Raw genomic sequence first — 25,461 nt, forward strand, 5'->3', positions numbered from 1 at the left:
GCCGCACATGACCATGGGGGACAGCCGGAATCCCACCTCGATCCGAGTCAGCCCGCCGCCTCGGACGGGCGCCGAACTGAAGGTGCACCCGGCCTACGAGCGGTATCTCCGAGCGGTTCGGTCCGAGGTCGACGCGGACCTCACGCCGGACGAGGTGGAGGCCAGACTGCGCACGGTGCTCGACGCGCACGCGCGGGGCCGCGGCGGTGCGGGGGAGCTGGACGCCTACACGTCCGACTTCGGCACCCGCGCCGACTGGGTGGTCTACGGACTCCACGTCGTCCAGCTGTGGCTGACGGCCATCGCGACGACGGAGTACGCGGGGGCGGGGCCGCGCCGCGACGAGGTCGACGACCTCGTCGTGGAGACGGTGGCACGGGCGGTCAACACCTTCCGCGACGAGATGGAGCGGCCGGAGAGCGCGCCCCGCCCCCGCACCGCGGGGACGGAGGCGAAGGCCGCGTTCCTCACCGAGTGCGTACGTCATCTGCCCTACGCCTACCGGGCGAGCCGGCTCATCGACATCGGAGCGCCGGACGACGCGTTCCAGCAGACGGGCGAGCCGCGCCTGGTCCAGCGGGTGGGGGCGTCCGCGACCGCCGAGGGCGGAGCGCGACTGCGCCGCGTCGGAGGCGTCGAGGAGTGCGACATGGACGAGGTGGTCGCGCTGACCCGGCGCGCGGTCCGCACCGCGGTCGAGCGCTACCCCGACATCGTCGGTCCCGGCTTCCCGCCGTGATCCGACCGCGCACGGAGAGACACCCGGGGGGACCGGAACATGGACGGATACGACGCGAAGGTGCGGCGAGTCCTTCGGCGGTCGTACGAACTCGACCACGGGCACTACGCGATAGGGATAGAGGTACTCCCCTACAAGCTCGCCGGTGTCGTCGTCACCAGCGAGGGGGTGGTGACCGCCCGGTCCCGGACGGACCTGTCCGACATGGAGCCCGAGGCGGTCGTCGAGCGCGCGGCGGCGCTGATCCGCTCACTCGCCGACAGCAAGCTGGGGCGCTCCTTCCCCAGGAACCGGGTGTGCGTCGGCGTACAGGTCGGCGGGCCCGTCGACGCGGACACGGGCCTGGTGCGCCATCTGGTCAACGGACCCGATGACCACGGGAAGGAGAAGCCACCGCCTTATGAGTGGGTGGAGTTCCCGCTCGGCCCCAGACTCAGGGCCGCCACCGGCTGGGACACCGTCGTCGAGAACGACGCGCACGCCTTCGCCGCCTACGAACAGACGCTGGGGGCGGGGCGCCACGCGGACACCTTCGCCGTGGTGCTCGTCCGCGACGGCGTCGGCGCCGGCATGGTGGTGCGCCGCGAACGCCTCAGCGTGCCCATGGAGTTCGGGCACCTGCGGGTGTGGCCGCAAGGGCGCGTCTGCGACTGCGGCATGCGCGGCTGCATCGAGAGCCAGGTGGGCAACCGAGCGCTGACCGGGGCGATCAAGGACCTCACCGGGCGGGAGCTGGACGGCCTGGAGGCGGCGGTGGACCTCGCCGACGGCGACGACCCGCACGCCCTGGCCGCGGTCGCCGCCTTCCGCAAGGCGGGCACCTCGGTCGCCCGTGGACTCGCTCATCTGCTGACCCTCTTCGGGCCGAGCCACGTCGTCCTGTACGCCGCCGACAGCCTGCTCATCAGCGGCCGCGGGCACCGCGCGGCCAACGCCTTCCTGAGCGCGGTGGGCACGTACCGCTCGTACGCCTTCCACGACAACCGCGACTGCCACCTCGTCACCAAGCCGCTCGTCGCCGACCGGGGCGCGCACGGCGCGGCCCTGATCGCGCTGCAGCACTGCTTCGGCGTGCGGCTCCCACCCCACTGAGCCCGGGCTCCCACCCCACTGAGCCCCGGCTCGAACCCCACTAGGAGAAGCCCCATGGACCCCTTTCCCTCCCTCCCTTCCCTCGGGCCGTCCGCCCCCCGCTTCCTCGGCCTCGACGTCGGCGGTACGAAGATCGCCGCAGGCGTCGTCGACACGGACGGGCACATCGTGGAACGCGTGCCCGCGGTGCCGTGCCCCGCGGCCGATCAGGACGCGATGCTGAAGGCGGCCGTCCTGCTGATCGAGGCGTTGCGTTCCCGCCACCCCGACGTCGCGGGCGTCGGGGTGGGGGTGGCCGGGCTCGTCGACTGGCCCGACGGCCGCGTCCGCACGGCCCCGAACAGCGCCTTCCGCGACGCGCCGCTGCGCCGCCTGCTGCGGGACGCGACCGGCCTGCCGACCGTGGTCGACAACGACGCGAACACCGCGTGCTGGGCCGAGTACCGCCTCGGGCACAGCGCCTCGTACATGGCCTTCGTCACCGTCGGCACCGGTGTGGGCGGCGGTCTCGTGCTCGACGACCGGCTCTTCCGCGGCGGCACCGGCATCGGCACGGAGATCGGGCACATGATCGTCGACCCGCACGGCACCGAGCGCTGCGGCTGCGGCACCATCGGCTGTCTGGAACCCCTGGCCTCCGGCCCGGCACTGGCGCGCTACGCCACGCTGGCGGCGGCGGGGCGGCCGACGGGCCACCTCGCCGCGGGCCGCCGCCGGGTCACGGGCGAGGACGTCACCGCCGCCGCACAGGCCGGAGACCCCGCCGCGCGGGCGCAGCTGGCCCGCATCGGCCACTGGCTCGGCATCGGCATCGCGACCCTCGTGAACCTCTTCGACGTCGAACTGATCGTCCTCGGCGGTGGCGTGGCCGGTGCCGGTGAACCCCTGCTCACCCCGGTGCGGGAGAGCTTCGAGGAGTACGTCACCGCGCGCGCCCACCGCGACCTGCCGGACATCAGGCTGACCCGCTGCGGCCCGGAGGCGGGGTGGGTCGGCGCCGCGCTCCTCGCCCGCGACGGCCTCTGTGTGCCCGGGCCGCAGGCCCGGCGCACGGCGGTCACCTGAACCCGCCGCCCCTCACACCTTCCGGTAGGAGTACGCCTCCTGGGCCGCCGCCGCCACGGCGGTGAGGTCCCCGCCCGCCGACGCCGTGACGACCGCCGCGACCGCGCCCTCGACGAAGGGGGCGTCCAACAGGCGGCTGAGGGCGGGCAGTTCGTCGCCCTCGGCGATGAGGGCCTTCACGGTGAGCACGGCACTGCCCAGGTCGGCGAGGATCGCCACGCCCGCGCCCCGGTCGACCCGGTGGGCGGCGGCCGCGACGAGGTCGGAGCTGGTGCCGAGGCCGCCGTCCGCGGTGCCGCCCGCCGGGGCGACGGGGCCTGTCCCGCCGCCCGCGAGGTCCTGGGCGAGCAGCGCGACGGACTCCGCGACGGCGGCGCTGTGCGAGACGAGCACGATGCCCACGCGCTGGACGCCGTCACTCACCGGGCGCCTCCCCGGCGGCCTCGGCGAGGGCCTCGAACAGCAGGGCCGACGAGGTCGCCCCCGGATCCTGGTGGCCGACGCTGCGCTCGCCCAGATAGCTGGCCCTGCCCTTGCGCGCCTGGAGCGGGATCGTCGCAAGGGCCCCTCGGCGGGCCGCCTCCCGGGCCGCCGCGTACGACGTCGGCAGCGCGTCCACGCCCGGGACCAGCGAGTCCAGCATCGTCTTGTCGCCGAGCGCGGCGCCGCCGAGCGCGGCCACCGCGTCCACCCCCGCGCGCAGCGCCTCGGCGAACTCCGCCTCGCTGACCTCCGGCGCCTCGCCGAGCGCCTTGCCCGTGCGGCGCAGCAGCGTGCCGTACAGCGGTCCGGACGCGCCGCCCACCGTGGAGATCAACTGCCGTCCCGCGAGGGTCAGGACGGCGCCCGGGGTGTCGGGGGCCTCCTTCTCCGGCGTGGCGACGACGGCGGTGAAGCCGCGTCGCAGATTGCTGCCGTGGTCGGCGTCGCCGATCGGCGAGTCCAGCTCGGTGAGGCGGTCCGCCTCGCGGTCCACGGCCGCCGCGGCCGCGGCGAGCCAGCGGTGGAAGAAGTCGGCGTCGAGCACGGGGCCTCCTCGCGTCGGGTGTTCCGGAAGCGTGCGCGCGGTCGGACGTCCGACCGCGGCTCTCACCTGCCCCAGCGCAACGCGGCTGTGTGCACCGGAGCGTCCCACAGGCGCAGCAGCTCCTCGTCGATCTGACACAGGGACACCGAGGCGCCCGCCATGTCGAGCGAGGTCACGTAGTTGCCCACGAGCGTGCGGGCCACGGCCACGCCGCGCTCGCGGAGCACGCGGTGCACCTCGGCGTTGAAGCCGTACAGCTCGAGGAGCGGGGTGGCGCCCATGCCGTTGACGAGGACGAGCACGGGGCTGCGCGGGTCGAGGTCCTCGAGGACGGCGTGCACGGCGAAGTCGGCGATCTCGCCGGACGTCATCATCGGGCGCCGCTCGCGGCCCGGCTCGCCGTGGATGCCGATGCCCAGCTCCAGCTCACCGGCCGGAAGGTCGAAGGTGGGGGAGCCCTTCGCGGGCGTGGAGCAGGCACTGAGGGCGACGCCGAAGCTGCGCGCGTTGTCGTTGACGCGCCGGGCGACGGCCTCGACGCGCTCCAGGGGCATGCCCTCCTCGGCGGCCGCGCCCGCGAGCTTCTCCACGAACAGGGTCGCGCCGGTGCCGCGCCGCCCCGCGGTGTAGAGGCTGTCGCTGACCGCCACGTCGTCGTTCACGAGGACCTTGGCGACCTGGACGCCCTCGTCCTCGGCGAGTTCGGCGGCCATGTCGAAGTTCAGTACGTCACCGGTGTAGTTCTTGATGACGAACAGCACGCCCGCGCCGCTGTCCACCGCGGCCGCCGCCCGCACCATCTGGTCCGGCACGGGTGAGGTGTACACCTCACCCGGGCACGCGGCCGAGAGCATCCCCGGACCGACGAATCCCCCGTGCAGCGGCTCGTGCCCCGAGCCCCCGCCGGAGACCAGCGCGACCTTCCCGGCGACGGGCGCGTCCCTGCGGACGATCACCCGGTTCTCGACGTCCACGGCCAGCTCCGGGTGCGCGGCCGCCATCCCCCTGAGCGCGTCCGCGACCACGCTCTCCGCCACGTTGATGAGCATCCTCATGGGTACCTCCTGTCATGGGCAGTATTGACCTTGCGGCAGCGACGGTCACGCGAAGCCTCCGAGGTCTTTCTCGGCGGGCGCTCGTAGGTGGTGGCCGCCCACGAGCGCCACCACGACCGCCATCGCCCCCGCCGCGCACGGCACGACGTACCCCGACTCGGCGCCCGAGGAGTCCACGACCCGGCCCGAGACCGCGGAGCCGACGGCGAGGCCAACGGCCAGGCCCGTGCCTGTCCATGACATGCCCTCGGTGAACTTGCTCCGGGGCACGTGCCGTTCCAGGAGGGGCATGGCGGTGATCATGGTGGGCGCGATGCAGAGCCCGGCGAGGAAGAGCAGCGGCGCGAGCAGCCACAGACTGGTCACGAACAGCAGCGGCAGCACCGTCGCCGCCATGGCGCAGACACCCACGAACCAGTGGGTGAACGGCGGGCCCTTGAGGTGGACCAGGCCGAGGACGACGCCTGCGGCGCAGGAACCGATCGCGTACGCGGCGAGCACCAGGCTCGCCGCGCCCTTGTGGCCGCGCTCCTCGGCGAACGCCACCGTGACCACGTCGACGGAGCCGAAGACGGCACCGATGGCGACATAGGTGGCGACGAGCACCTGAAGGCCCCGGGAGCGCAGCGCCGAGCCCTCGTCGTGCGCCGCGCGGGGATGCGGAGCGGGCTCGGTGCCGCGCTGGGCCGTGAGCCAGAGAACGCCGACGCTGAGGAACCCGCCCGCGAGGACCACCCCCGCCTGCGGGAACCACGCGATGGACAGGCCGATGGAGACGATGGGGCCGACGATGTAGCACACCTCGTCCACCACGGCCTCCCAGGAGTACGCGGTGTGCAGGTCGCGCGGCGACCCCTGATGGACCTCGGCCCAGCGGGCCTTGACCATCGAGCCGACGTTCGGCGCGCAGCCGATGCCCGCGGCGAACAGGAAGAGCGCCCACTCCTGGGCGTCCCGGTGGAGGCAGAGGAGGAAGCCCGCCACCGCGGCGACGGCGACGAGGGTCACCGGACGCAACACCCTCGCCTGGCCGTGCCGGTCCACCAGGCGCGACGTCTGCGGGCCGATGGCGGCGGCCGCGAGCGCGAAGGTCGCGGCCAGCGCGCCCGCGAGGCCGTACCGCCCGGTGACCTGGGAGACCAACGTGATCATGCCGACGCCCATCATGGACAGCGTCATGCGCCCGAAGAAGCCCGCGGCGGTGAACGAGGCCGCGCCGGGCGCGGCGAGTATCTTGCGGTAGGGATTCGACAACGAGGGCTCCGGATCAGACGGACGCGTCCGGTGCCGCCAGGGCACACCGCAGCGAGGTGGTCAACAGCGGCACGTCGCGGGTACGGGGAACGCTGATCCGCGCCCAGCCGGGGAGGCCCAGGCCCGTCATGTCCCGGATGTGGATGCCGTGCCGGTCCGCGAGGCGGGCGATGACGGCCCCGGCGTCGTCGGCGCCGTCGCCCAGGCGGGCGAGCACGAAGTTGGTCTGCGAGGGCAGGGTGGGCACGCCCATGTGTGCGAGGCCCGACGTCAGGACCTGCCGCGCCGCCGTGCACTCGTCGACCACGGTCCGCAGGTGGTCCTGGTCGGCCAGGGCGGCGGCCGCCGCGGCCAGGGCCACGCGGTTGGTGTTGTAGGGCAGGGCCGTACGGATCGCGGTCATCGCGGCGATGAGGTCCTCGTCGCCGAGCGCGTAGCCGCAGCGCAATCCCGCGAGCCCGTACGCCTTGGAGAAGGTGCGCAGGACCACGACGCCGGGCCGGTGCAGATGCGGCAGACCGCTGCCGAACCGGGTGGCATCGGCGAACTCCGCGTACGCCTCGTCCAGGATCAGCAGGGCTCCGGCGTCGGCACACGCCTCGACGAGGGCCTGCACCTGGTCGGCGCTGAGGACGGTGCCCATCGGGTTGTGCGGATTGCACGCCACGACGCAGGCTGCGCGGCTCGCCGCCTCGCAGACGGCGTCCAGGTCGACCCCTCCGGACGTCGCCAGCGGCACCGTGGTCACGGCGTGTCCTGCGGTCTCCAGCGAGGCCGCGTACCCGGCGAAGGTGTTGGCGGTGATCACCGTGGGGCGGCTCTGGCCGGAGGTGGCGAGCGCGGCGAGGAGGATGATCTCGTCGACGCCGTTGCCGACGATCACCTTGTGCCCGGGCAGGCCGTAGTGGGCGGCCAGTCGGCCGCGCAGGGGCTCGCCGTCGGAGTGCGGGTACCAGTGGGCCTGTTCGACGGCGGCCCGCGCGGCGGCCATGGCCTTCGGCGAGGCGCCGAGCGGGTTCTCGGACAGGGCCAAGCGCAGCACGTCGTGCGGGTCGTGCGCGACGGGGCTGGCGCGGAAGGGCGTGAGAGACGGGAATTCCCGTACTCCGAGGGCGTTGTGACGCTCCATCACAGCTGCCCCTCGTCGAACTGCGCGCCGAGAGCGAGGACATAGTCGAGGACCCCCGTCATGTGGTGCTCCTCGATGCGCGGGTTGGCCGCCATGAACCGCATCGGGTACAAGGTCGCCCCGTACTTCAGGACGCCCGCGTCGTCCGGCAGCCCGAAGTGGTGCAGATGCCAGATCCCGTCGGCGAGCATGCGCTCGTGGATGCGCAGATTGGCCTCGTTGATCCGCTCGATGTCCGGGGCCGTCACGTCCACGTCGGCGGGTACGTACATGAAGGTGACCGCCATCATGTCCACCGGGTGCAGCCGGATCAGACGGCTGCGCGCGTCGACGAGATCGGCGAACCGCCGCGCGGTGCCGACGCGGTCCTCGGCGAGGCGCGCGAGGCCGGAGCGGCCGTGGGTGCGCATCATCATCCACAGCTTCAGCGACAGCCACGCCTTGGTGCCGACGAACGGGGTGACCTGGCCGAAGTCGAAGTCGTCGCCCATGATGAGGCCCGAGTGGCTGGAGATCGCCCGGAGGGCGGCCGGGTCCCGGACCAGGATCGCGCCGAGGCTGTGCGGCACACCCATGACCTTGTGCGGGTCCACGGTCACGCTGTCGTAGTCCTCGATGCCCGCGATCCTGCCCCGCAGCGCGTCGCTGAAGGAGCACAGCAGCCCCCAGCAGGCGTCCGCGTGCAGCCAGATGTCCTCGTCCGCGGCCCGCACGACGTCGCGCACGCCGCGCAGGTCGTCCACGGTCTGGGTGCGGCTGTCACCGGCGTACGCCACCACGGACATCACGCGGCCCGCGTGCTCGCGCAGGGTCCGCTCCAGGGCCTTCAGGTCGTAGCGGAACCCGTCGGTGTCCACCTCGATGACCTGGTAGCCGAGGCCGATCCACTTCAGCGCGCTCTTCACGCTGTAGTGGCCGATGTCGCGCGGGACGACGATCGAGTACTGCCCGGGGTCCCGCACGCCGTGCTCCATGGTTCCCGGCACCTTGTGCTCGCGGGCCAGCATCATCGCGAGGGAGTTGCTCATCGTGCCGCCGTGGGTGATGACCCCGCCGACGTCGAACACCGTGGAGAGTTCCCCGACCGGCGGGTTGGTGAAGCCGATGAGCTCCCTGAGCCAGCGCAGGGCCGTGGTCTCGACGAAGGTCGCGCTCGGCGAGTCGAAGCTCTGGTTGATGAGGTTCTGCTGGGTGAGCAGGGCCAGGACGCCGCCGGTGAGCGCGCCGACGTCGTCCCCCGTGTCGCCGAAGCCGAGGAACTGCGGGCTCGCCTCGTTCTTGCACAGCGGCAGCATGGTGTCGGTGAACTCGGCGAGGGCCTCGTCGACGCTCGCCGGACGCTCGGGCAGCTCCGTCACCAGACGGTCGCGCGCCTCGGCGGAGGGCACGCGCTCGCGGAACACCTCCGGCTGCAGCTTGAAGTCGAGCCCCAACTGGAGCGCCTTGGTCAGCAACGCGGCCGTCTCGTCACGGCTTTCGGCGGAGAACGGACGGGTCCGGTCGGCTTGAGGAACAGGCGGAACAGGCGGCATGACGACTCCTGTGTCATTGATCGGTACGTCGGTACATCGGTACGTCGACAAAAGGGCGCGCGGGACACGGCAACGGGCCCCTGTGCGCATGGAAACGAGGCGCGGCGCCGACTGGGCGCATCGCGCGGTTCTCGTGGTGATTCCCCCTGGTGCGAAGGCGCGGGTGGTGGTCAGCCCGCCCCGCGCACTCGAAGATCATCTGTCATGCCCGCGCCCATGTCAGCAGGGAACCGCGTAAAGAAACCTTTATCCGCGGTTGGGCAACCCCAAGGAGGTCACGGCCACCGTGCGGCCACGCGAAAGGGCCCCTCTCCCGAAGGAGAGGGGCCCGTCAGCGTGTTGTCACGCGCGTACCGGTGGCCGTCAGGCGGGCGGGTACACCAGCGTGATCTCCCGGTTCAGACCGGTCTCGTCGGCGTCCGGGTACATCGAGACCTCGCCGTCGGACCAGCGCACCAGGAAGTCGTCCGGGTGCTTGTTCTCGGTGTAGTCGCCCGCGCCGAGGATGGTGGCGTGCGTCCAGAGCCGGTTGGGCTTCTTGACCTGGACCTCGCCGTGGAAGCCGTTCTGGTCGATGTCCTTGTAGAGCGTCAGCTCGCCGTCCGTCCAGCGCACCATGAGGTCGTGCTGGTCGTTGCCGGTGAAGTCGCCCGAGGTGATCGTCGAGGCGTGCGTCCACGTGCCGTTGGGCGCGGCGAGCTTCTTCTCGCCGTGGAAGCCGTCGCGGTTGAGGTTGGTGTAGAGCGTGACCTCACCGTCGCTCCAGCGGACCACGAGGTCGTCGGTCCACTTGTTGTCGCTCGTGTAGCGGCCGCCGGTGATGGACGTGGCGTGCTTCCAGAGGTCGTTGGGCTTCTGGAGCTGCACCTCGCCGTGGAAGCCCGCCGCGTCGACGTCCGGGTAGAGCGTCAGCTCACCGTCGGACCAGCGCACGATCAGGTCGTCCGTGTCGGCCCCGGAGAAGTCGCCCGCGGCCATGGTGACGGCGTGCTTCCAGGTGCCGTTCGGACCGGTGAGGCGGATCTCCTTGTCGAAGTTGTCGCCCTCCTCGCCGGCGCCCCGGTACAGGGTGACCTCGCCGTCCGACCAGCGCACGACCAGGTCGGAGTAGTCCCACGAGCCCGCGTTGCCGTCGGTGAAGTAGCCGCCCGCCATGACCTCGGCGTGCTGCCAGGTCTCGGCCTTGCCGAGGATGCCGCGCCCGGCCGGGGGCTTGTTGTTCACCGCGTCGTCGTACAGCGCCTTGGCGTCGCCGTCCAGGTACGAGCTGTACGAGATGTCGTCCACGTCGCCGCCGGTCTTCCAGCCGCCGATGACGCCGATGATGCCCCAGCCGCTGCCCTGCTTGATGAGGAACGGGCCGCCGGAGGCGCCGCCGGAGTACTTGGCGCAGGAGATGCGCAGGAAGCTGCCCGGGATCTTGGGGTCGGTGCTGTTGTAGCGGACCGTCTTGTCCGTGCAGTCCAGCGGGCGCTTCTGGTTGGCCGGGTAGCCGATGAGGCGGACCGGGTCGTGCGCGTAGCCGGCGTTGATCTTCAGCTCGGCGCCGCCGACGACGTCCTCGACGTTCTTGCCGCCGCGAGGCTCGAGCACGAGGAAGTTGAAGTCCAGGTCGGCCGCGGCGTCCGGGCCCTTGGACAGATAGCGCTTGTCGACGTAGATGCGGCCGGGCTTGACGGTGAAGGCGCCGTGCGGCTTCTTGCCGTCGTCGTACTGCGGGACGAACGTCAGGTTCTTGCGCGCGTCCTGGTCGTCGAAGCAGTGCCCGGCGCTCATCACGATGTTCTTGCCGGGGCTCTTGACGACCGTGCCGCCGCAGAAGCGGCCGGTGTTGGTGCCGTCGTTCCAGAAGAAGGTGCCGACGATGGGCAGCCCCTCGAAGGGGTTGCTGGCCGCGCGCGGCCGCCGGGTCGGGGCGCCGGCCGGGGCGCCGGGCTTGCGCGTCGTGTCCTCGACGACGGGCTCCGCGTCGCGCATGCGCTCGGGCGTCCAGTAGTCGTCGGCGTCGGACGGCGTGAACGCGCGGGCGTCGTTGTCCCCGCCGTCCGGCACGGGCGTCGGCACCGGGGACGTGTCACCCGGGGTGCCCGTCGGGGCCGCGGTCTTGGCCTTCGGCGCGCGGGGCTTGCTCGTCGGTACGCGGGGCGGGGCCGGAGTCTTGCCCTCCGGCGTGGGCTCGGCCGCCGGTGCGGACTCGGTGGACTTCGCCGTGGGCGTCGGGTCGCCGGGATCCGCGTACGCCGGAAGACCCGGCAGCATGATCAGGGCCACGGCTCCCGCCGCGGCACCCAGCGCTCTGCGCACGTGCATGGTTGTTTCCCCCCACATGAATGAGACGCCTGTCACCCGATGTGGCGTGACTGCGTCAAGGTCGGCCAAGATCGTATGACCGATGTGCACCAAGGAAAGGCAAAGTCCGCATATGATCAACTTCACACGCTCACCCGTATGGGGCGGAGTTGCCGCGATTGCCGGATCCGCCCTCCTGCTCGGCCAGGCGGGCGCGGCCCACGCCGACCAACTCCCTTTCGAGGGGCGCGGCTACGCGTCCGTCGGCGACCCGGCCGGACCTGGCCAGCTCGTGGAGCTGACGGTCAAGGAGCGTCCCGGCAATCCGCGGCCGACCTCGGTGGACGTGTCCAGTCCCGCGCTGACCGGCGACACGGCCATGGGCGACACCGGCAGGGCCTGGGTCGGCGCCGGCCGGATCAAGCCGAAGACCCGGCCGGGCACGTACGAGGTGAAGTTCACCCTCCGCCACAAGGACGCCGACTGCGTCGGCGAGGGGGAAGAGGACTACATGTGCGACTACCCGGCGATCGTCCTGCGGGAGCGGCTCACGGTCACCGGGGCCGAGGGCGGCGAAGACAAGGGCCCGGGCGACGGTGACAGCGACAGCGGTTCGGGCTTCGGTCGCGGCGTGGCGGTCGGCGCCGTATCGGCCGCGGCGGCGGGGGGCCTGCTCGGCGGGGTCCTGGTGTGGAACCGCCGGCGCCGCGACCGTGCCGGTGGTGCGTCGTCATAACGGCGTACGTCGGCGTGCGAGTTGTGCGAGTTGTGCGACCACGCTCCGGAGCCCTCGCCGTCGCGGGCAAGGGCGGCGGCGTCGGCCGTGCGGCGGCGGAGGTCACGCGGTGGCGCTCTGGCGCGATACCCGTCACTCCGAATGAGCCGGGCCCTCGACGATCCGGCCCGCAGAGGGCTGCGTCAGGCATCCGGGCAGCCAGAGCCGGGGGCCGCCGTCGCGCAGGCGGATCAGGAAGGCCAGCACCCCGCTGAGGCCGGTGCTGAAGGCCGCCGTGACCGAAGCGCCCGAGTCGTCGGGCGCGACCGAGCGGCCGCGGTGCAGGGCGTGGCGGGGTTCGATGCTCTCCGCCAGCTCTGCCGCCCACGCGCGGTAGCGCTTGTCGCCCCGGAAGTCGGCCAGGTCCAGGAGGAAGTCGCCGTCCCCGGCCAGGCCGTGGCACTGGCAGGTCCCCATGTGCCAGCGCGAGCGGCGGACGGCCGTGGCCGCCTGCTCGGCGAGGGCGGCGTACGGCTCCGCGCCCGAGCTCCGCGCCACGCGGATCAGGAAGGTGCCGATCCCGGAGGATCCGCTGCACCAGTTGGTCTTGAGGAGTCCGCCCTTGTCGTCGCTCGGCCAGTACGCGGCGCCCCGGTCGATCCGTACGAGCGAGGCCAGGGTGTCCGCGGCGGCGACGGCGAGTTCCGCGTAGCGGGTCTCGCCGGTCGCGTGGGCCGCCGCGAGCAGGAACGTTCCCACTCCGGCCACGCCGTGTGCGAACCCGTAGTGCGCGACGCCCGCGAGAGCCGAGGCGAAATCCGCGGCGATCGGCCATCTCACCTGCCCGTCGCGGTGCTCGACGGCCGTGGCGAGTGCGTCGGCCGCCGTCCGGGTCCGGGTCAGGAACTCCTCGTCCCCGGTCGCCTCCCAGAATCGCAGCTGGGCCAGGCCCGCTCCGGCTGTGCCGTGGCAGACGTCGGGGTTCGGCCAGCGCACGGGCACCCGTCGGGCGAGGTCCGCGGCCTGTTGGCACAGCCGCTCGTCGTCGAGGAGCAGACCGGCCTCCAGCAGGGACCAGGCCGTCCCGGAGCGGCCGAAGTACAGACCGGGCAGCACGCGTGGTTCGCGTGCGACGCGGCGCGCCGTCCAGTCGGCCGCCACCCGGGCGCCGTCCACGAGCCCTCGGTCGGCCCGGCAGCCGCGCACGAGCGTGCTGAGCACACCAGCGCTGCCGTGCTGGACGTTCAGCGGATCCGTGCCCGCGTCGTCGCGCCCCGGCGGCCACAGGCGGTGGTCGTTCGCCGGATCCATGGAGTCCAGCAGGTGCGTGAATCCGTCCGAGACCAGACGGTCCAGGTCCAGGTCCAGGTCCAGGTCGAGGTCGCCGACGCGACCGGCTACGGCGGGTGCCTCGTGCTCCTCCGCCCCGGTGAGCCGGGCGCGTACGGCGTCGAGACCGGGGCGCCGCCGCGGATCCGCGTCGAGGAGGGCGACGACGAGCGGTGCGAGGAACCGCGCCGCCGCGTTGCGCGGGGCGATCCGCCGCAGCCAGTGAGCGATGCGCTCGGCAGTGGTGCGCTCCTGCGGCTCGTCCGGGGCCAGCGCCGGGTCGGCGCCGCTGACCAGGAAGAACAGGGTGGCGCCGAGGCTGTACAGACTTGCCGAAGGCGCGGGAGCGGGCCCGAACAGCGGGGCGCCGAGCTGCTCCGGTGCGGCATAGGCCGGGGTGTGGGACCGTTTGACCCGGGCGCCGTCCTCGGCGAGCTGTTCGAGGTCGATCAGGCGCAGCTCCCCGTTCGCCAGGACCATGACGTTGCCGGGGTTGAAGTCCTGGGTGACGAGCCCGCTGTCGTGCACCAGCCGCAGCAGGTCCACGAGTTCGCGGGCGATGTCGCGCAGCGTGGACACGTGCCCGCCCCACGGCCCGCCGTCGTCCGGTACGAGGTTCTCGCGCACCCACTGACGCAGGGTGACGCCCGGCAGCGCTTCCTGCACGAGGAACAGGTCGCCCTGCTGCTCGAAGACGGCGACAAGGTGCGGCGTGCGCCCCGACGGGGCGAACCGGGCGAGGAGTTCCGCTTCGCGCCGACGCCGGTCACGGATGTCCTGCCCGTCAAGGCCCGCGCCGGTGTGCGCCCGTGCCTGCTTGATGACGACGTCGTTCCCGGTCTTCTGGTCGGTGCCCAGGAACGTACCGCCGGTGAAGGCGTGGCGGATGACCTTCCGCACGAGGTAACGGTCGTCGAGCAGCACGGGTTTGGGGGTGGCCGGGGCGGCATCGGCCCCGGCACGGAAGGGGTCGCGCGGCGCCCACGGAGGCGGCGCGAACCATGCCTCGCGCCGGTCGGGCACGAGACGACCGTCCGGTGCGACCAGCATCGCCTCGTAGCTGCCGTCGTTGCCGAGCATCGGTACGCCGGTGAACACCCCGAAGCGGTAGTGCACCAGACTGCCCGGCCGGTAGGGCCGGTCCGAGAGGATCCCCGGTCCGGGCAGGCCCGCGGTGGCCCGGTGCAGCTCCTCCGCAAGGTCGACCAACTCCTCCTGGTCGCACTCGGGGTACGCGGTGAGGAACTTGCCGCCCGCGCCCCGCCGGCACAGCCGGGAGCCGAGCTCTTCGACCTGGGCGAGGGTCCTGGCGAACTTGAACGGGCAGCTCCGGCGCAGCAGTACGTCGGCCGCTCGGGCCAGTACCAGGGGCGCGGACAGCGGGGTCGCGGAGAGGTGCAGCTTCCATCCCTGCCTCACCGAACGCCCGCGCGGCGACTCGACGTAGCACCAGAAGTCGCCCGGCACGGTCTGCCAGCCCAGGCCGTCGTGGCGGGCGAGCGCCGCCTCGGCGCAGTCGACGAGCAGCCGGTCCCCGAACGTCATGAGCGTCCTCGCAGCGGCAGGGCCGCGGCGAACTCCGGGCGCCGGTCGATGCGGGCCAGGTCCTCGGCGGTGCCGAAGCGGCGGTCGATCCGGCGGGCGGCCTCGGCCCACTCCCGCATGGTGCGGACCGGCCCAAGGGTCTCCACCACGTACGGGTCGTGCCAGCGCGCGACCGCGCGCTTCCAGAGCAGGAGCGGGTCGTCGTCGAGGATGTTGCCGACCACGCCCTCGTAGATGCACATCGCGCGGACGGCTCCGTCCGGCTCCACGGCCATCGCGGCGAAGAAGTTGCCCGCCGCGATCCGGTCGGGGCGCATGCTCGTGCCCCAGTTGTCGGACACGGCCAGTTCCAGCCCGGGAGGTGCCAGGGCCTTCAGGCGCTCGGTGAGTTCGGGCGAGGCGAGGCGTGCGGCCTGCTCGTCGGTGAGCAGTTCCCGGTCCACGAAGCTCTGCCGGTTGGCGAGGCCGGAGGGCACCACCGCGCTGAGGTAGAGGAAGCCCAACTCCGGGAAGCGGGGGGCCACGTCCGTGCAGAAGAGTTCCATCTGGTCGTAGCTACTGCGCAGGACCGTGCTGTCGATGCCGAATTTCAGCGCTGGTTCACCGCGTGACCGTGCCGTGCCCGCCGCGTCGTCCAGGAGCCGCAGCGCCTTCATGGCGCGGTCGTACGAGCCGGCCCGGCCGCGGATGAGGTCGTGCACCTCCGCCGTGGCCCCGTCGACGCTCATGTGCACCTGGGGCCGCAGCCGCAGGATCTCTTCCATCGCGCGCTCGCGCAGCGGCCATCCCCCGGTGTAGAGGTACACCTCGATCCCGGCGCTCGTGATCCGTTCGACGATCTCGAAGATGCCGGGAACCACCAGCGCTTCGCCGCCGCCGAGGCCGACGCTGTCCGGGGCGAGCGAGATGATCGCGTCCGCGACGCGGAGGTTGTCGTCGAGGCTCAGCTGCCGTGCGGGCCGCCTGCCCGATTCGGAGTAGCAGTGCGTGCAGCGCAGGGGGCAGTGGTAGGTGATGTCCCACAGGATGTAGCCGGGACGGTCAGGTATCTGCATCCTTGTCTCCTCTGTTGCCGGAAGGCGTGAGTCTGTTACTGGAAGGCGCGAGTCTGTTGCCGGAAGGCGTGAGCGGACGGCCGCGCTCGTGGTCCCAGTGGCAGACCAGATCGGCGTAGAGCGGGGAAGCGGCGGCCAGTTGGTCGTGCGTACCGAGGTGCGCGGTGTCCCCGTCGAGCAGGAGCACCTGGTCGGCGCGGTGGGCGGAGCTGATCCGGTGCGCGATGACGATCAGCGTTCCGGTCCGTCGGGCGAACGCGGCCTCGGCCTTCGCCTCGGCCTCCGGGTCGAGCTCGGACGTGGCCTCGTCGAGGATCACAAGCCGGGCGGGCGACAGGTACACCCGGGCCAGCGACACGAGTTGCCTCTCGCCCTGCGACAGTTCGGCGCCGCCCGCGCCGACCCGGGCGTCGATCCCGCCCAGCCGGTCGGCCACCGCTCGCAGACCGACGGCGGCCAGGGCCCGGGCGATCTCGGCCTCGGTGGCCCGGGGGGCGAGGTAGATCAGGTTCTCGCGCAGCGTTCCGGTGAACACGTACGCCTCTTGCGGGATCAGGGCCATGTGGCGGCGCAGTTCGCGCGGGTCGATGCCGCCGAGGTCGGCCCCGCCGAGCAGCACCCGGCCGTGCCGGGCCGTCAGCAGTCCGGTGAGCAGCCCTGCCAGGGTGGACTTTCCGATGCCGCTGGGGCCGACGATCGCCAGGTGGCTCCCTTCCGGCACGGCGAAGCCGAGGTCCTGGACGACCGGCGTGGCGTGCGGGCCGTAGGCGAAGGTGAGGCCTTCGATCCGGAGGTCGTACGCGTCCGGGACGAGGCCTGTGCCCGGTGACTCGCCGGGCTCGGCGAAGGTCTCGCCGAGCCGGGTGACGCTCACCGCCATCTCCAGGCCCCACGTGGCCATGACCTCGAGCAACCGGCGAAGGGCGGGTTCCAGACCGACGGTCAGATAGGCGACGGCGCCCGCGAGTTCGCCGAGGCTCACGTAGCCGTGGCGCAGCAGCGAGGGCGCGGCGGCCAGCAGGACGAGCACCGGCAGCTGGCCGCCGACGAAGACCACCAGTGTCCGTGCGGAGGTCGCCCTGGCCAGCGCGCGGGCACGGCGCCGCTGCTCGTCCACGGCCCGGTCGACGTCCGCGATGACCCGTTGCTCGCCCGCACAGGCGATGGCGTCGCGGACCCCGCTGAAGGCGGTGCCCGCCCGCTGGGCCACTTCTTCCTCGGCGAGCAGCACCGCCTTGTGACGCGCGGTGAGGCCGGGCAGCAGCCAGGCGAACAGCGCGAGCGCCGCAAGGACGAGCCCGCCGCTGATCAGGGCGACCAGCGGCGCGAGCAGGCTCAGTCCCACCAGCGCGGCCACCGAGGCGAACACGATCTGGCGGACGATGCGGAGCCCGGCGTGCAGGACCTCCCTGACCGTCTGGACCTGCTGGGTGAGCCGGGCGACGGACGCCAGGTCCGGCGGGCGGGCCGAGCGGACGGCATCGGTGAGCACGCCCTCCACCAGCGCGGTGACGAAGGCGTCCCGCACCGGTTCGATGACGGCGGCCATCAGGGGGAAGAGGCGGCGGGTGGCGACCGCCCCGACCAGTGCGGCCACAAGCAGCGCGGCGAGTGCCACGGTGGCGGGCGGTACGTCGTGGGACAGGAAGTGGTCGATCGCCGTGGCGATCAGCAGCCCCGAGACTCCCACGGGGGCGGTTTCGACGATGGACCAGAGCAGGATCCACGCCAGTGTGCTCCGCCGCTCGCGGACCACACTGAGCAGCAGCGTGCGCCCGGTGCCGTTCACGCGGCGCTCCCGAAGACGGCGCGGTATCGGGGATCGGTGGCCCACAGGGTGTGATGGGGCGCGACCGCCCGGACGCGGCCCTCGTCGATCCAGGCCACCAGGTCGGCCCGCGCCGCCGTGACGGCGCGGTGCGCGATCACCAGCCTGGTGCGGTCGGCAAGGCCTTCGGTGAACGCGGCGGCCAGTTTGGCCTCGGTGACGGTGTCCAGGCTGGATGTGGCGTCGTCCAGGACCAGTACGCGCCGTTGACCGGCGATCGCCCGCGCCAGCCCGATGCGCTGCCGCTCCCCACCGGAGAGCGGGGCTTGGTCGAGCCTGGTGTGGTACCCGGCCGGGAGCCTGCGGATGAAGTCGTCGGCCTGGGCGATGCGGGCCGCGTGTTCGGCGTCGGCCCCCGCCCGGCTGCCGAAGCCGATGGCGTCGCCGATGGTTTCGCCGAGCAGCACCGGGCGGCCGAAGGCGTACCCCACGGCGGCATGGACGGCGGCAGGGTCCAGGGCGCGCAGGGGGACGCCCTCCAGCAGCACCTCCCCCTCATCGGGGTCGATGAGCCTGCCCGCGAGCAGCCCGAGCGTGGTCTTGCCGCTGCTCGATGGACCGACGACCGCCAGTACGGCGCCGGCCGGTACGTCCAGGCTGACGGCGTCAAGGACGGTACGGCTGCCGTGCCGTACGGAAACCCCGCGGAAGGACAACTCGCCCTGCCCGGCCGGAAGCTGCGCGGTTCCTCCGGCCGTCGGAGTCCGTTCCTCCAGGAGTTCCCGGACGCGGGCCGCGCCGGCCCGCGCGTCGGCGAGGAAGAGCAGGGTGTCCACCTGCTGGACGAACCCCAGGGCGATGGTGAGGTAGAGGGTCAGCGCGAAGAAGGCGCCGGGGGAGATCCGGCCGTCGGCGACCCCAAGGCCGGCGACCAGCAGGACGAGGACCCTGATGACGGTCTGGGCGAAGGCGACCTGCCAGGAGACCGAGCGCCGGACCTGCCAGGTGGCCATCCCCGCCCGGGCGAGGTCCGGCAGCGGAGCCAGCACGCGTGCGACCTCCCGGGGGCCGGTTCCGCAGGCGCGGATGGTCCTGCGTCCGGACACCGCGTCGGTCAACCGGGCCGCGATGTCGGAGAGCCGGGCGAGATAGGTGGCGAACGCGCTCGACGAGCGCAGGGCGAGCCGTCTGACCGCGTACGCCAGCGGGGCCGCGGTGGCCAGAAAGGTGAGGCCGGCCCGCCAGTCGATCCAGCACAGGGCCACCGCCCCGCAGACCGCGGCCAGGATCTCCACTCCGGCTTCGATCAGATAGGGCACCGCCTTGGCCGCCGACACGGCGTTTCCGCTCAGGCGGGCGATGAGGTCGCCGAGCGCATGGCGCCAGGAGCCGGGCACGCCCAGCAGGAACACCTGCCGCACGACCTGATGCCGCAGGCGGCCGAGTACCGAGGTCTCCGCCGTGACTCCCGCGATCTCGCCGCCCGCCTCGGCCAGCGTGCGCACGATCAGCAGCCCGGCGAACGCCAGCAGCCACGCGTCGGTGTCATGGCCCGCCAGCGTCCGGTCGACCACGCGGGCCAGCACCACCGGAAGCAGCAGCCCCGCGCCCACCGCGACGGCTGTCGCGACGGCCTTGGTCACGACGGGTGCGGGCGCGAGCCGCGCATGGCGGAGGTGAACGTGAGGCATCGGTTCTCCGTGGCGGTCACCGGTCGGTGGGAGTCCGGCCCGCCCCCACGCGCGCGGCGTGGGCAGCGGGCCGGACCGGTGGCACTCAGCAGGTGCCGCAGCACGGGAAGAGGCCGAGCTCGGGCTCGGGCTCCTCCAGAACCTGCAGGGCAGTCACGTCGAATTCCATGCGAATACACCCCCTTTCAGTATCGGAACGGTGGAACTTCCTCCCGCCGAACGACGCGTGTTCAGCTGGCGGGAAGGCCTTGGGGAATTGCGGATGGACGGGCGTCGATACGGGCACGGTCGTCAGCTGTGCCGAACCGGTAGTCGATGCGGCGGGTTGCCGCGGCCCAGTCCTTCATGGTGTACACGGACGAAAGCGTTTCGGTCACGAACGGGTCGCTCCACCGGGCGACCGAGCGCTTCCACAGTTCCATCGGCGGATCAGCGAGAAGGCTGCCGACGGTGCCCTCGTATATCGCCATCGCGCGTACGCGGCCGTCCGGTTCCACTTGCATCGCGGGTATGCGGCCTTGAGCCAGGAGGTCGGGGTGGTAACGGAGCAGACGATTGTCGTTGACCGATACCTGGACCGATGGCGGCACGAGGGAACGCAACCATGCGACGTGCTGGGGATCGACCAGGAGATCGGCCTGCTCATCGGTGAGGAGTTCCTGCTCGGCGAAACTGGAACGGCTGGCGAGACCGATCGGCATGGCCGCGCCGATGGACACCTGATGCAGTTCCGGAAACCGCGGAACGACATCGGTGCAGAACAACTCCAGTTGGTCGAAGCTGCTGCGCACGAGCGTGGTGTCCAGGGTCAAGGTGCAGTGCTCGGCCCGACCGGCTCGCTGTCCTGCGACCCACCGGTCGAGCAGCGCCAGTGTCGCCATGGCGCGGTCGAAGGAGCCGGCCCTGCCCCGGACGGCGTCATGGACCTCGGCCGTCGCGCCGTCGACGCTCACGCTGACATCCGCGCACTTCGCCAGGACGTCGTCGATGGCGGACCTGCGCAGTGACCATCCACTGGTGTAGAGGTACGGCCGCACGCCGGCGTCGACGATGCGGTCCACGACCTCCTGCAGGCCTTTCACCACCAGTGGTTCGCCGCCCGCGAGCACGATGGCCCCGGGACGCAGCGAAAGCATCGCTTCCGTGACCCGCACCATGTCCACGAGGGGCAGTTGCCTGGACGCGCGCCGTCCCGACTCGGAATAGCAGTGCGTACATCGCAGCGGACAGGAGTAGGTGATGTCCCACACGATGACATTGGGGCCACCGGATACGGTCGCCACTGGGCTCGACATCGGTCCACTCCCCGTTTTCCGGGCACAGCAGTGCTGCGCGCGCTTGCCGTAAGGAAATCTTTCGGTCGATTTCGGTCGGAACGATGACGTGGTCAACGGCCCACTTCTACGGCTTCGCAAACTGAATTTCGAAGCGGTGCCCAGCCTAGCGATGGCCTATTGAGGGGGCGAATGATGTTCCACTGAGCGGACCCAATCCGGAAGCAGAAGGCATCAATTCCACCGCTACGTCAGGCAATTGCCGAGCACCTATTCCTGCCCGGGGGAGTGTTCCTGGAAATAGAATGACGGGGTGGTGAAAGGCGCGGTGGGTCATCGACGTGAGGCTGGGCGGCATCTAGTCCCGCCTCACGTTCACCCGCCCCCCGCTCGCCAGCTCCGGTGTCAGGTCGACCTGGACCTGATGGGTCGTCTGGCGGTCGACGCTGCCGCCGAGTTCGGCCGTCACCACACCGATCCGGAATCCGCCGCGCCCCGTTCCGGAGTGGTGGACCTGGACGGTGAAGGTGAGGCTCACGTTCTCCACGGCGAAGCTCAGGTCCTGGCCCGGGCTCTCCAGGCGGGCCGCCTCCAGCTCGCCCTTGATCTGACGGATCACCTCGGCCAGTCCCACGAACCCCGGTTCGTTCGACAACTCGCCTCCCCAGAAGGCCCGTTGATCTCGTATCGCACTAGTATGCGACAGGGGTGGGCGCCCGTATAGTTGCGGAGTATGGCTGCTGGCGGGGGAGTCCAAGCCGCCTCGCCGACGGAGACGCCGAGCTGGGCCGTGCGGATCCGGGGCGCTGACGGGGAGATCGCGGGGGCCGGCATTCTGCTGAGCCCCGACCAGGTCCTCACCTGCGCCCATGTGGTGGACCGGGCGGCGGCCCGGGTCACCGCGGAGTTCGTGGGCGCCGCCGGTCACAGCGTGCCCGCGATCGCCGCCTGGGTGGACGGGGACGCCTACGTACCGGAGACACAGGACGCGGACGGCGACCCCAGCGGGGATGTCGCGCTGCTCCGCCTGGAGCGGCCCCGGCCCGCCGAGGAGGCCGTCCGGCTGCACCGGCTGTCCACGCCGGGCCGCGCGGTGCGGATGTACGGCTTCCCCTACGACCACAACGGCGGCATCTGGTTCCGCGCCACCGTCGTCGGCGGCTGCGGACGCGACGGGCAGGTGCAGCTCAGCCCCACCAGCCCCGGCGAACTGGCCAGCCCTGGCTGCAGCGGCGCGGGCGTCGCCGACAGCGCCACCAGCGAGGTCATCGGCCTGGTGCTCACCGGGCAGAAGGACCAGCACGGCAACCGGTTCTCCTTCATGAGCCCCGCCGAGACCGTCGTCCGGCACCTGCCCCAGGTCGAGCCGTTCATCGAGGGACCCACCGCCGTCGACGACCGACTGCGCTCCACCGAGGACGACGCCGCCGGGGAACTGCTCGACGAGCCGTTCGCCCAGCGTCTCGCCGCCTGGCTCCGGGACGACGGCCGCCAGGTGAAGATCAGCGTCGTCCGGCACGGCGACGCCGCCCGCGGCGCCACGCTGCGCCGCGCCATCACCCTCGCCGACCGGGAGTTGCGCACCGCGGCCTCCGTCGGCCGGGCCTCGCTCGACCCGCCGGGCACCGTCCCCTCGGCCGGCGGCCACGATCTCGCCGTACACGCGGGCGGGCTCACCTCCACGGAGATCGCCGAGCGGATCGCCGAACGCATGGGCCTGTGGCCGGAGCACGGGGACTCGGCCCCCGACCGGATCCGGGCCGCGGGGGTCACCCTCAACCTGGTCGTCGTCGGCGTCGACGAGGCGCTCGACCCGCCCGCCCTGCTCGACCTCCTCGAGGTGCTGCGTGCCGGGGGCAGCAGGCTGCTCCTCGTCTTCCGCACCGCGGGCGGCTGCTGTCACCGTGCCCGCGGCGAACTCCTCGTGCGGCCCGCACGCGAGCACCGGGAACGGCTCGTCGCCCGGCTGGGAGAGATCACCGGGCCGCTCGCCGGGGCCCTGAGCGAACGCCGGGCGGCCGTGGTGCCGCACGGCGTCCGGCCCGTCGACTCGGATCTGGTGGCCGCCCACGCCGCCCTGGCCGATCTGCTCCGGGCGGAGAGCGGCGACCCCGACCCCGACCGCGGCCCGGACCTGGCCCGCTACGAGCGGATGGCGGAACGCGTCGCCGCCCGCCTCACCCGCTCCATCGCCCGGCTCGACCGCCTGAGCGACCGCCGCGACGAACTCGGCGGCCGCCTGCGCAGCTACCACGTCCTGCACCAGCACTCCACCCAAGGCGAGGAGGACCCGGCGGTGGACGCCCTCTATCTCCGGGCACACGACCTGCTCCAGACCCGCCCCTGCGACGTGCACGCGGCCGAGACGGCGGTCGACGCCTACACCCACCATGTCGACACCCACCATGTCGACACCCACCCCAGCCGCAGCCGCCCCGGCCCGAACGGGGGCCCGGCATGAGCGGGGCCGCCTGCGCCAGAGCCGACTGCCAGGGCGGCCGCATCATGGTGACCGGGTTCTGCGACACCTGCTTCCGGCGGGCCGTCGCCCCCGACCCGCCGGTGCCGGACGCGCCGGTGCCGGACGGATCAGCGACCGGGACACCGACCGGCACGGGCGAGGCCGCCGAGGGCGCGTGGCGTTCCTCCGGACCGGCCGCCGGTGAACTGGACCGCGACGGTCTCCTCGTGCTGCCGTATCTGCCTTCCCCGGAGCCCTCGGAGGCCGCCGACACCGCGGCCCGGCCGCCCACCGGGGGGCGGCGCTGCGGGGTCGACAACTGCCCGAGCACGATCGGGGTCTCCTACGACGGCGGCCCGGCACCGGACCACGGCTTCTGCCCCGAGTGCGGTACGGAGTACTCCTTCCGCCCGAAACTGCGCACCGGCGACCGGATCGCCGGGCACTACGAGGTGCTCGGCTATCTCGCGGTCGGCGGTCACGGCTGGGTCTATCTCGCCGAGGACACCCGCGTGCCCGGCCTGCACGTCGTCCTCAAAGGCCTGATCAACACCGGGGACGCCGTGGCCCGGCGGGCCGCCGTCGAGGAACGCCGCTCGCTCACCACGCTGCACCACCGGGACATCGTCCGCATCGTGACGTACGTACAGCACCAGGCGCCCGGCGACACCGAGCCGACCGGCTACATCGTGATGGAGTACGTCGGCGGCCGCCCCCTCGCCTGGGTCCGGTTCGCCCCGGAAGAGGACCTGGCCCGCCTTTTCGGGCCCGGCGGCTTCGAGTTCGGGCACGTCATCACGTACGGCTGCAAGATCCTCGGCGCCCTGGAGTACCTGCACGACCAGGGCCTGCTCTACTGCGACATGAAGCCCGAGAACGTCATCCACTACGGCCGCGAGATCAAGGTCATCGACCTCGGCGCCATCCGCCGGATCGACGACCGCTCCTCCGGTCTCGTGTACACCCTCGGCTACGCCCCGCCGAAGAAGGAGCGCGAGGAACACGGCCTCGACGTCGACAGCGACCTGTACTCCGTCGGCCGCACCCTGAAGGTCCTCGCCGAGCGGGCAGGACCACCCGCCGGGCTCGCCGCCCGCTCCTTCGACGCGCTGATCCGCCGCGCCACCCACCCCGAACCCGCCGCCCGCTTCCGCTCGGCCGCCGAGATGTCCCGCCAGCTGTGGGAGGTGCTGCGCGAGCACCAGGCGCTGAGCGGGCACGAGCCCTATCCGGAGCGGTCCACCCGGTTCGAGCCGACCGCCGCGCTCTTCGGCGCCGCCCTCGGCACGGTTCCCGCCCTTGAGCACTTCACCCACCGCCCCGTCACCGCCCCGCTTGCCCCCGAGCTGCCCGTCGGCGCCCCCGGCCCCCGGGAGACCGCCCGAGCCCTGCCCGTACCCCTGCCCGACGCCGGCGACGCCGCCGCCGTACTGCTCGGCGGGCTCGCCGCCGACACCCCCGACCGCATCGCCGAGCGGGCGGAGAGCGACCCGGCGCTGCGCACCGCGGAGGCCGCGCTGTGGCTGTGCCGCGCCTATCTGGAGGCGGGGGACGCCGCATCGGCCGCGGCGTGGGTGCGGACGGCCGAGGAGCGCGGCGGCGACTACGACTGGCGCGTCCGCTGGCACCAAGGGCTCGTCCAGCTGACCCGGGGCCAAGTGGAGTCGGCGGAGGGCCAGTTCATGGCCGCCTACGCCGCCCTGCCGGGCGAGGTCGCGCCGAAGCTGGCCCTCGGCTACTGCGCCGAGTACCTGGCCGAGCGGCTGCGGGACCCGGCCGGGCAGGAGATCACGGCACCCGGGTCCGGGGCGGCCCCGGCCCGGACCCGGCGCGCCGAGAAGCAGCGGTCCGGGCGCGCCGAGGTCCGCGAGCGGCAGGCCGAGGAGTACTACGAGGCCGTTCGGTGCCGGGACCGCACCCAGGGCAGCGCCGCCTTCGGACTGGCCCGCGTCCAGCTGCGCCGCGGCGACCGGCACCGGGCCGTCGCCGTCCTGGACGAGGTGCCGACCACATCGCGGCACTACGACGCCGCGCGCGTCGCCGCGGTCCGGGTCCTTGCCGGACGGCTGCCCGACGGATCCGCGCCCGGCGCCGCCGAGTTGCGCGCGGCGGCCGAACGCCTTGCGGGGCTGCACCTGGACGGCAGCGGCTCCTGGGACCGCCTGGCCACCGAACTGAGGGAGCACGCGCTCGGCTGCCGTCCGCCCGACGGCTGGGGGAGCGGCTTCCCCACCGGTGACCTCTTCGGCCCTGCGGACACCGAGGAGGCCCTTGCCGGGCTGTTGTCCCGGTCGCTGAAGCGGCTCGCGGACCAGGCGGGCAGCGCCGGCGAGCGCGGCGACCTGCTGGACCGGGCGTACGCGGTGCTCCCCGAGCCGACCGTCGTCCGCGATCTGCTGCGGGGCCTGAGACGTACGGCGTGAGCGACCGAGGACGAGGTC

At 72.6% G+C, this 25,461-nt stretch carries 20 protein-coding genes; 6 read left to right on the plus strand and 14 right to left on the minus strand.

The features are described 5' to 3' along the window. Nucleotides 1-7 precede the first annotated feature (7 nt). The 3 genes from CP982_RS38285 to CP982_RS38295 are packed head-to-tail and all read left to right on the plus strand — an operon-like array spanning nucleotide 8 to nucleotide 2,896. Nucleotides 8-739, plus strand: coding sequence for a hypothetical protein (locus tag CP982_RS38285; protein WP_150514694.1), 732 nt, complete (start codon nucleotides 8-10; stop codon nucleotides 737-739). A gap of 39 nt (nucleotides 740-778) precedes the next feature. Next, nucleotides 779-1,831, plus strand: coding sequence for an ROK family protein (locus CP982_RS38290; RefSeq protein ID WP_150514695.1), 1,053 nt, complete (start codon nucleotides 779-781; stop codon nucleotides 1,829-1,831). A 54-nt stretch (nucleotides 1,832-1,885) separates the two neighbouring features. Continuing rightward, complete coding sequence (locus CP982_RS38295; RefSeq protein ID WP_150514696.1) at nucleotides 1,886-2,896, plus strand: ROK family protein; 1,011 nt, start codon at nucleotides 1,886-1,888, stop codon at nucleotides 2,894-2,896. A 12-nt stretch (nucleotides 2,897-2,908) separates the two neighbouring features. On the opposite strand, the gene CP982_RS38300 is transcribed toward CP982_RS38295, so the two are convergent. The 7 genes from CP982_RS38300 to CP982_RS38330 all read right to left on the minus strand — a co-directional run bounded on the left by CP982_RS38300 (nucleotide 2,909) and on the right by CP982_RS38330 (nucleotide 11,203). Further along, nucleotides 2,909-3,319, minus strand: a complete 411-nt coding sequence (locus CP982_RS38300; RefSeq protein WP_150514697.1) for a PTS-dependent dihydroxyacetone kinase phosphotransferase subunit DhaM — start codon at nucleotides 3,317-3,319, stop codon at nucleotides 2,909-2,911. Next, a complete protein-coding gene (gene dhaL, locus CP982_RS38305; RefSeq protein ID WP_150514698.1) occupies nucleotides 3,312-3,923 on the minus strand; it encodes a dihydroxyacetone kinase subunit DhaL in 612 nt (203 codons plus the stop codon). The genes CP982_RS38300 and dhaL overlap by 8 nt, the downstream gene beginning before the upstream one ends. A gap of 62 nt (nucleotides 3,924-3,985) precedes the next feature. Next, entirely contained in the window at nucleotides 3,986-4,978 is a 993-nt protein-coding gene (gene dhaK / locus CP982_RS38310) for a dihydroxyacetone kinase subunit DhaK (RefSeq protein WP_150514699.1), read from the minus strand. Nucleotides 4,979-5,023: 45 nt separating this feature from the next. Then, nucleotides 5,024-6,232, minus strand: coding sequence for an MFS transporter (locus CP982_RS38315; protein ID WP_150514700.1), 1,209 nt, complete (start codon nucleotides 6,230-6,232; stop codon nucleotides 5,024-5,026). A 13-nt stretch (nucleotides 6,233-6,245) separates the two neighbouring features. After that, nucleotides 6,246-7,361: a pyridoxal phosphate-dependent aminotransferase gene (locus CP982_RS38320; RefSeq protein ID WP_150514701.1), complete on the minus strand. Its 1,116-nt coding sequence runs from the start codon at nucleotides 7,359-7,361 to the stop codon at nucleotides 6,246-6,248. Further along, the gene (locus CP982_RS38325) at nucleotides 7,361-8,893 is read right to left on the minus strand and encodes a pyridoxal phosphate-dependent decarboxylase family protein (protein WP_150514702.1); all 1,533 of its coding nucleotides are present in this window, start codon (nucleotides 8,891-8,893) and stop codon (nucleotides 7,361-7,363) included. Before CP982_RS38325 ends, CP982_RS38320 begins: the two co-directional genes overlap by 1 nt. 363 nt (nucleotides 8,894-9,256) lie before the next feature. Next, a complete protein-coding gene (locus CP982_RS38330) occupies nucleotides 9,257-11,203 on the minus strand; it encodes a trypsin-like serine peptidase (RefSeq protein ID WP_170316583.1) in 1,947 nt (648 codons plus the stop codon). Between the two features lie 112 nt (nucleotides 11,204-11,315). Between CP982_RS38330 and CP982_RS38335 the strand changes: the two genes are divergently transcribed. After that, entirely contained in the window at nucleotides 11,316-11,918 is a 603-nt protein-coding gene (locus tag CP982_RS38335) for a hypothetical protein (RefSeq protein WP_150514704.1), read from the plus strand. A 132-nt stretch (nucleotides 11,919-12,050) separates the two neighbouring features. Here CP982_RS38335 and lanL read toward each other — a convergent pair whose 3' ends face one another. From lanL to CP982_RS38365, 7 genes are all read right to left on the minus strand, one after another. Further along, complete coding sequence (lanL, locus tag CP982_RS38340) at nucleotides 12,051-14,771, minus strand: class IV lanthionine synthetase LanL (RefSeq protein WP_150514705.1); 2,721 nt, start codon at nucleotides 14,769-14,771, stop codon at nucleotides 12,051-12,053. Next, the gene (locus CP982_RS38345) at nucleotides 14,768-15,826 is read right to left on the minus strand and encodes a radical SAM protein (RefSeq protein WP_150514706.1); all 1,059 of its coding nucleotides are present in this window, start codon (nucleotides 15,824-15,826) and stop codon (nucleotides 14,768-14,770) included. Before CP982_RS38345 ends, lanL begins: the two co-directional genes overlap by 4 nt. After that, nucleotides 15,813-17,615, minus strand: a complete 1,803-nt coding sequence (locus CP982_RS38350) for an ATP-binding cassette domain-containing protein (protein ID WP_150514707.1) — start codon at nucleotides 17,613-17,615, stop codon at nucleotides 15,813-15,815. The genes CP982_RS38345 and CP982_RS38350 overlap by 14 nt, the downstream gene beginning before the upstream one ends. Continuing rightward, nucleotides 17,612-19,285 (minus strand): ABC transporter ATP-binding protein, encoded by a 1,674-nt coding sequence (locus CP982_RS38355; protein ID WP_150514708.1) that lies wholly within the window; start codon nucleotides 19,283-19,285, stop codon nucleotides 17,612-17,614. Before CP982_RS38355 ends, CP982_RS38350 begins: the two co-directional genes overlap by 4 nt. 85 nt (nucleotides 19,286-19,370) lie before the next feature. Then, entirely contained in the window at nucleotides 19,371-19,454 is an 84-nt protein-coding gene (locus CP982_RS43310) for an ALQxL family class IV lanthipeptide (protein WP_223279873.1), read from the minus strand. A gap of 61 nt (nucleotides 19,455-19,515) precedes the next feature. Next, nucleotides 19,516-20,580: a radical SAM protein gene (locus CP982_RS38360; protein ID WP_150514709.1), complete on the minus strand. Its 1,065-nt coding sequence runs from the start codon at nucleotides 20,578-20,580 to the stop codon at nucleotides 19,516-19,518. 337 nt (nucleotides 20,581-20,917) lie between these two features. Then, nucleotides 20,918-21,214 (minus strand): trypco2 family protein, encoded by a 297-nt coding sequence (locus tag CP982_RS38365; protein ID WP_170316584.1) that lies wholly within the window; start codon nucleotides 21,212-21,214, stop codon nucleotides 20,918-20,920. A 78-nt stretch (nucleotides 21,215-21,292) separates the two neighbouring features. On the opposite strand from CP982_RS38365, the gene CP982_RS38370 reads away from it, so the two are divergent. After that, nucleotides 21,293-23,020 (plus strand): trypsin-like serine peptidase, encoded by a 1,728-nt coding sequence (locus tag CP982_RS38370; RefSeq protein WP_150514710.1) that lies wholly within the window; start codon nucleotides 21,293-21,295, stop codon nucleotides 23,018-23,020. Continuing rightward, complete coding sequence (locus tag CP982_RS38375) at nucleotides 23,017-25,443, plus strand: serine/threonine-protein kinase (RefSeq protein ID WP_170316585.1); 2,427 nt, start codon at nucleotides 23,017-23,019, stop codon at nucleotides 25,441-25,443. Before CP982_RS38370 ends, CP982_RS38375 begins: the two co-directional genes overlap by 4 nt. Nucleotides 25,444-25,461 lie beyond the last annotated feature (18 nt).

Origin of the sequence: Streptomyces spectabilis, assembly GCF_008704795.1 — a bacterium.
Taxonomy (GTDB): domain Bacteria; phylum Actinomycetota; class Actinomycetes; order Streptomycetales; family Streptomycetaceae; genus Streptomyces; species Streptomyces spectabilis.

Coding starts and splice junctions, on each gene's coding strand:
- CP982_RS38285 (WP_150514694.1), top strand. CDS start 8: ATGACCATGGGGGACAGCCGGAATCCCACCTCGATCCGAGTCAGCCCG.
- CP982_RS38290 (WP_150514695.1), top strand. CDS start 779: ATGGACGGATACGACGCGAAGGTGCGGCGAGTCCTTCGGCGGTCGTAC.
- CP982_RS38295 (WP_150514696.1), top strand. CDS start 1,886: ATGGACCCCTTTCCCTCCCTCCCTTCCCTCGGGCCGTCCGCCCCCCGC.
- dhaK (WP_150514699.1), bottom strand. CDS start 4,978: ATGAGGATGCTCATCAACGTGGCGGAGAGCGTGGTCGCGGACGCGCTC.
- CP982_RS38320 (WP_150514701.1), bottom strand. CDS start 7,361: ATGGAGCGTCACAACGCCCTCGGAGTACGGGAATTCCCGTCTCTCACG.
- CP982_RS38325 (WP_150514702.1), bottom strand. CDS start 8,893: ATGCCGCCTGTTCCGCCTGTTCCTCAAGCCGACCGGACCCGTCCGTTC.
- CP982_RS38330 (WP_170316583.1), bottom strand. CDS start 11,203: ATGCACGTGCGCAGAGCGCTGGGTGCCGCGGCGGGAGCCGTGGCCCTG.
- CP982_RS38335 (WP_150514704.1), top strand. CDS start 11,316: ATGATCAACTTCACACGCTCACCCGTATGGGGCGGAGTTGCCGCGATT.
- lanL (WP_150514705.1), bottom strand. CDS start 14,771: ATGACGTTCGGGGACCGGCTGCTCGTCGACTGCGCCGAGGCGGCGCTC.
- CP982_RS38345 (WP_150514706.1), bottom strand. CDS start 15,826: ATGCAGATACCTGACCGTCCCGGCTACATCCTGTGGGACATCACCTAC.
- CP982_RS38355 (WP_150514708.1), bottom strand. CDS start 19,285: ATGCCTCACGTTCACCTCCGCCATGCGCGGCTCGCGCCCGCACCCGTC.
- CP982_RS43310 (WP_223279873.1), bottom strand. CDS start 19,454: ATGGAATTCGACGTGACTGCCCTGCAGGTTCTGGAGGAGCCCGAGCCC.
- CP982_RS38360 (WP_150514709.1), bottom strand. CDS start 20,580: ATGTCGAGCCCAGTGGCGACCGTATCCGGTGGCCCCAATGTCATCGTG.
- CP982_RS38370 (WP_150514710.1), top strand. CDS start 21,293: ATGGCTGCTGGCGGGGGAGTCCAAGCCGCCTCGCCGACGGAGACGCCG.
- CP982_RS38375 (WP_170316585.1), top strand. CDS start 23,017: ATGAGCGGGGCCGCCTGCGCCAGAGCCGACTGCCAGGGCGGCCGCATC.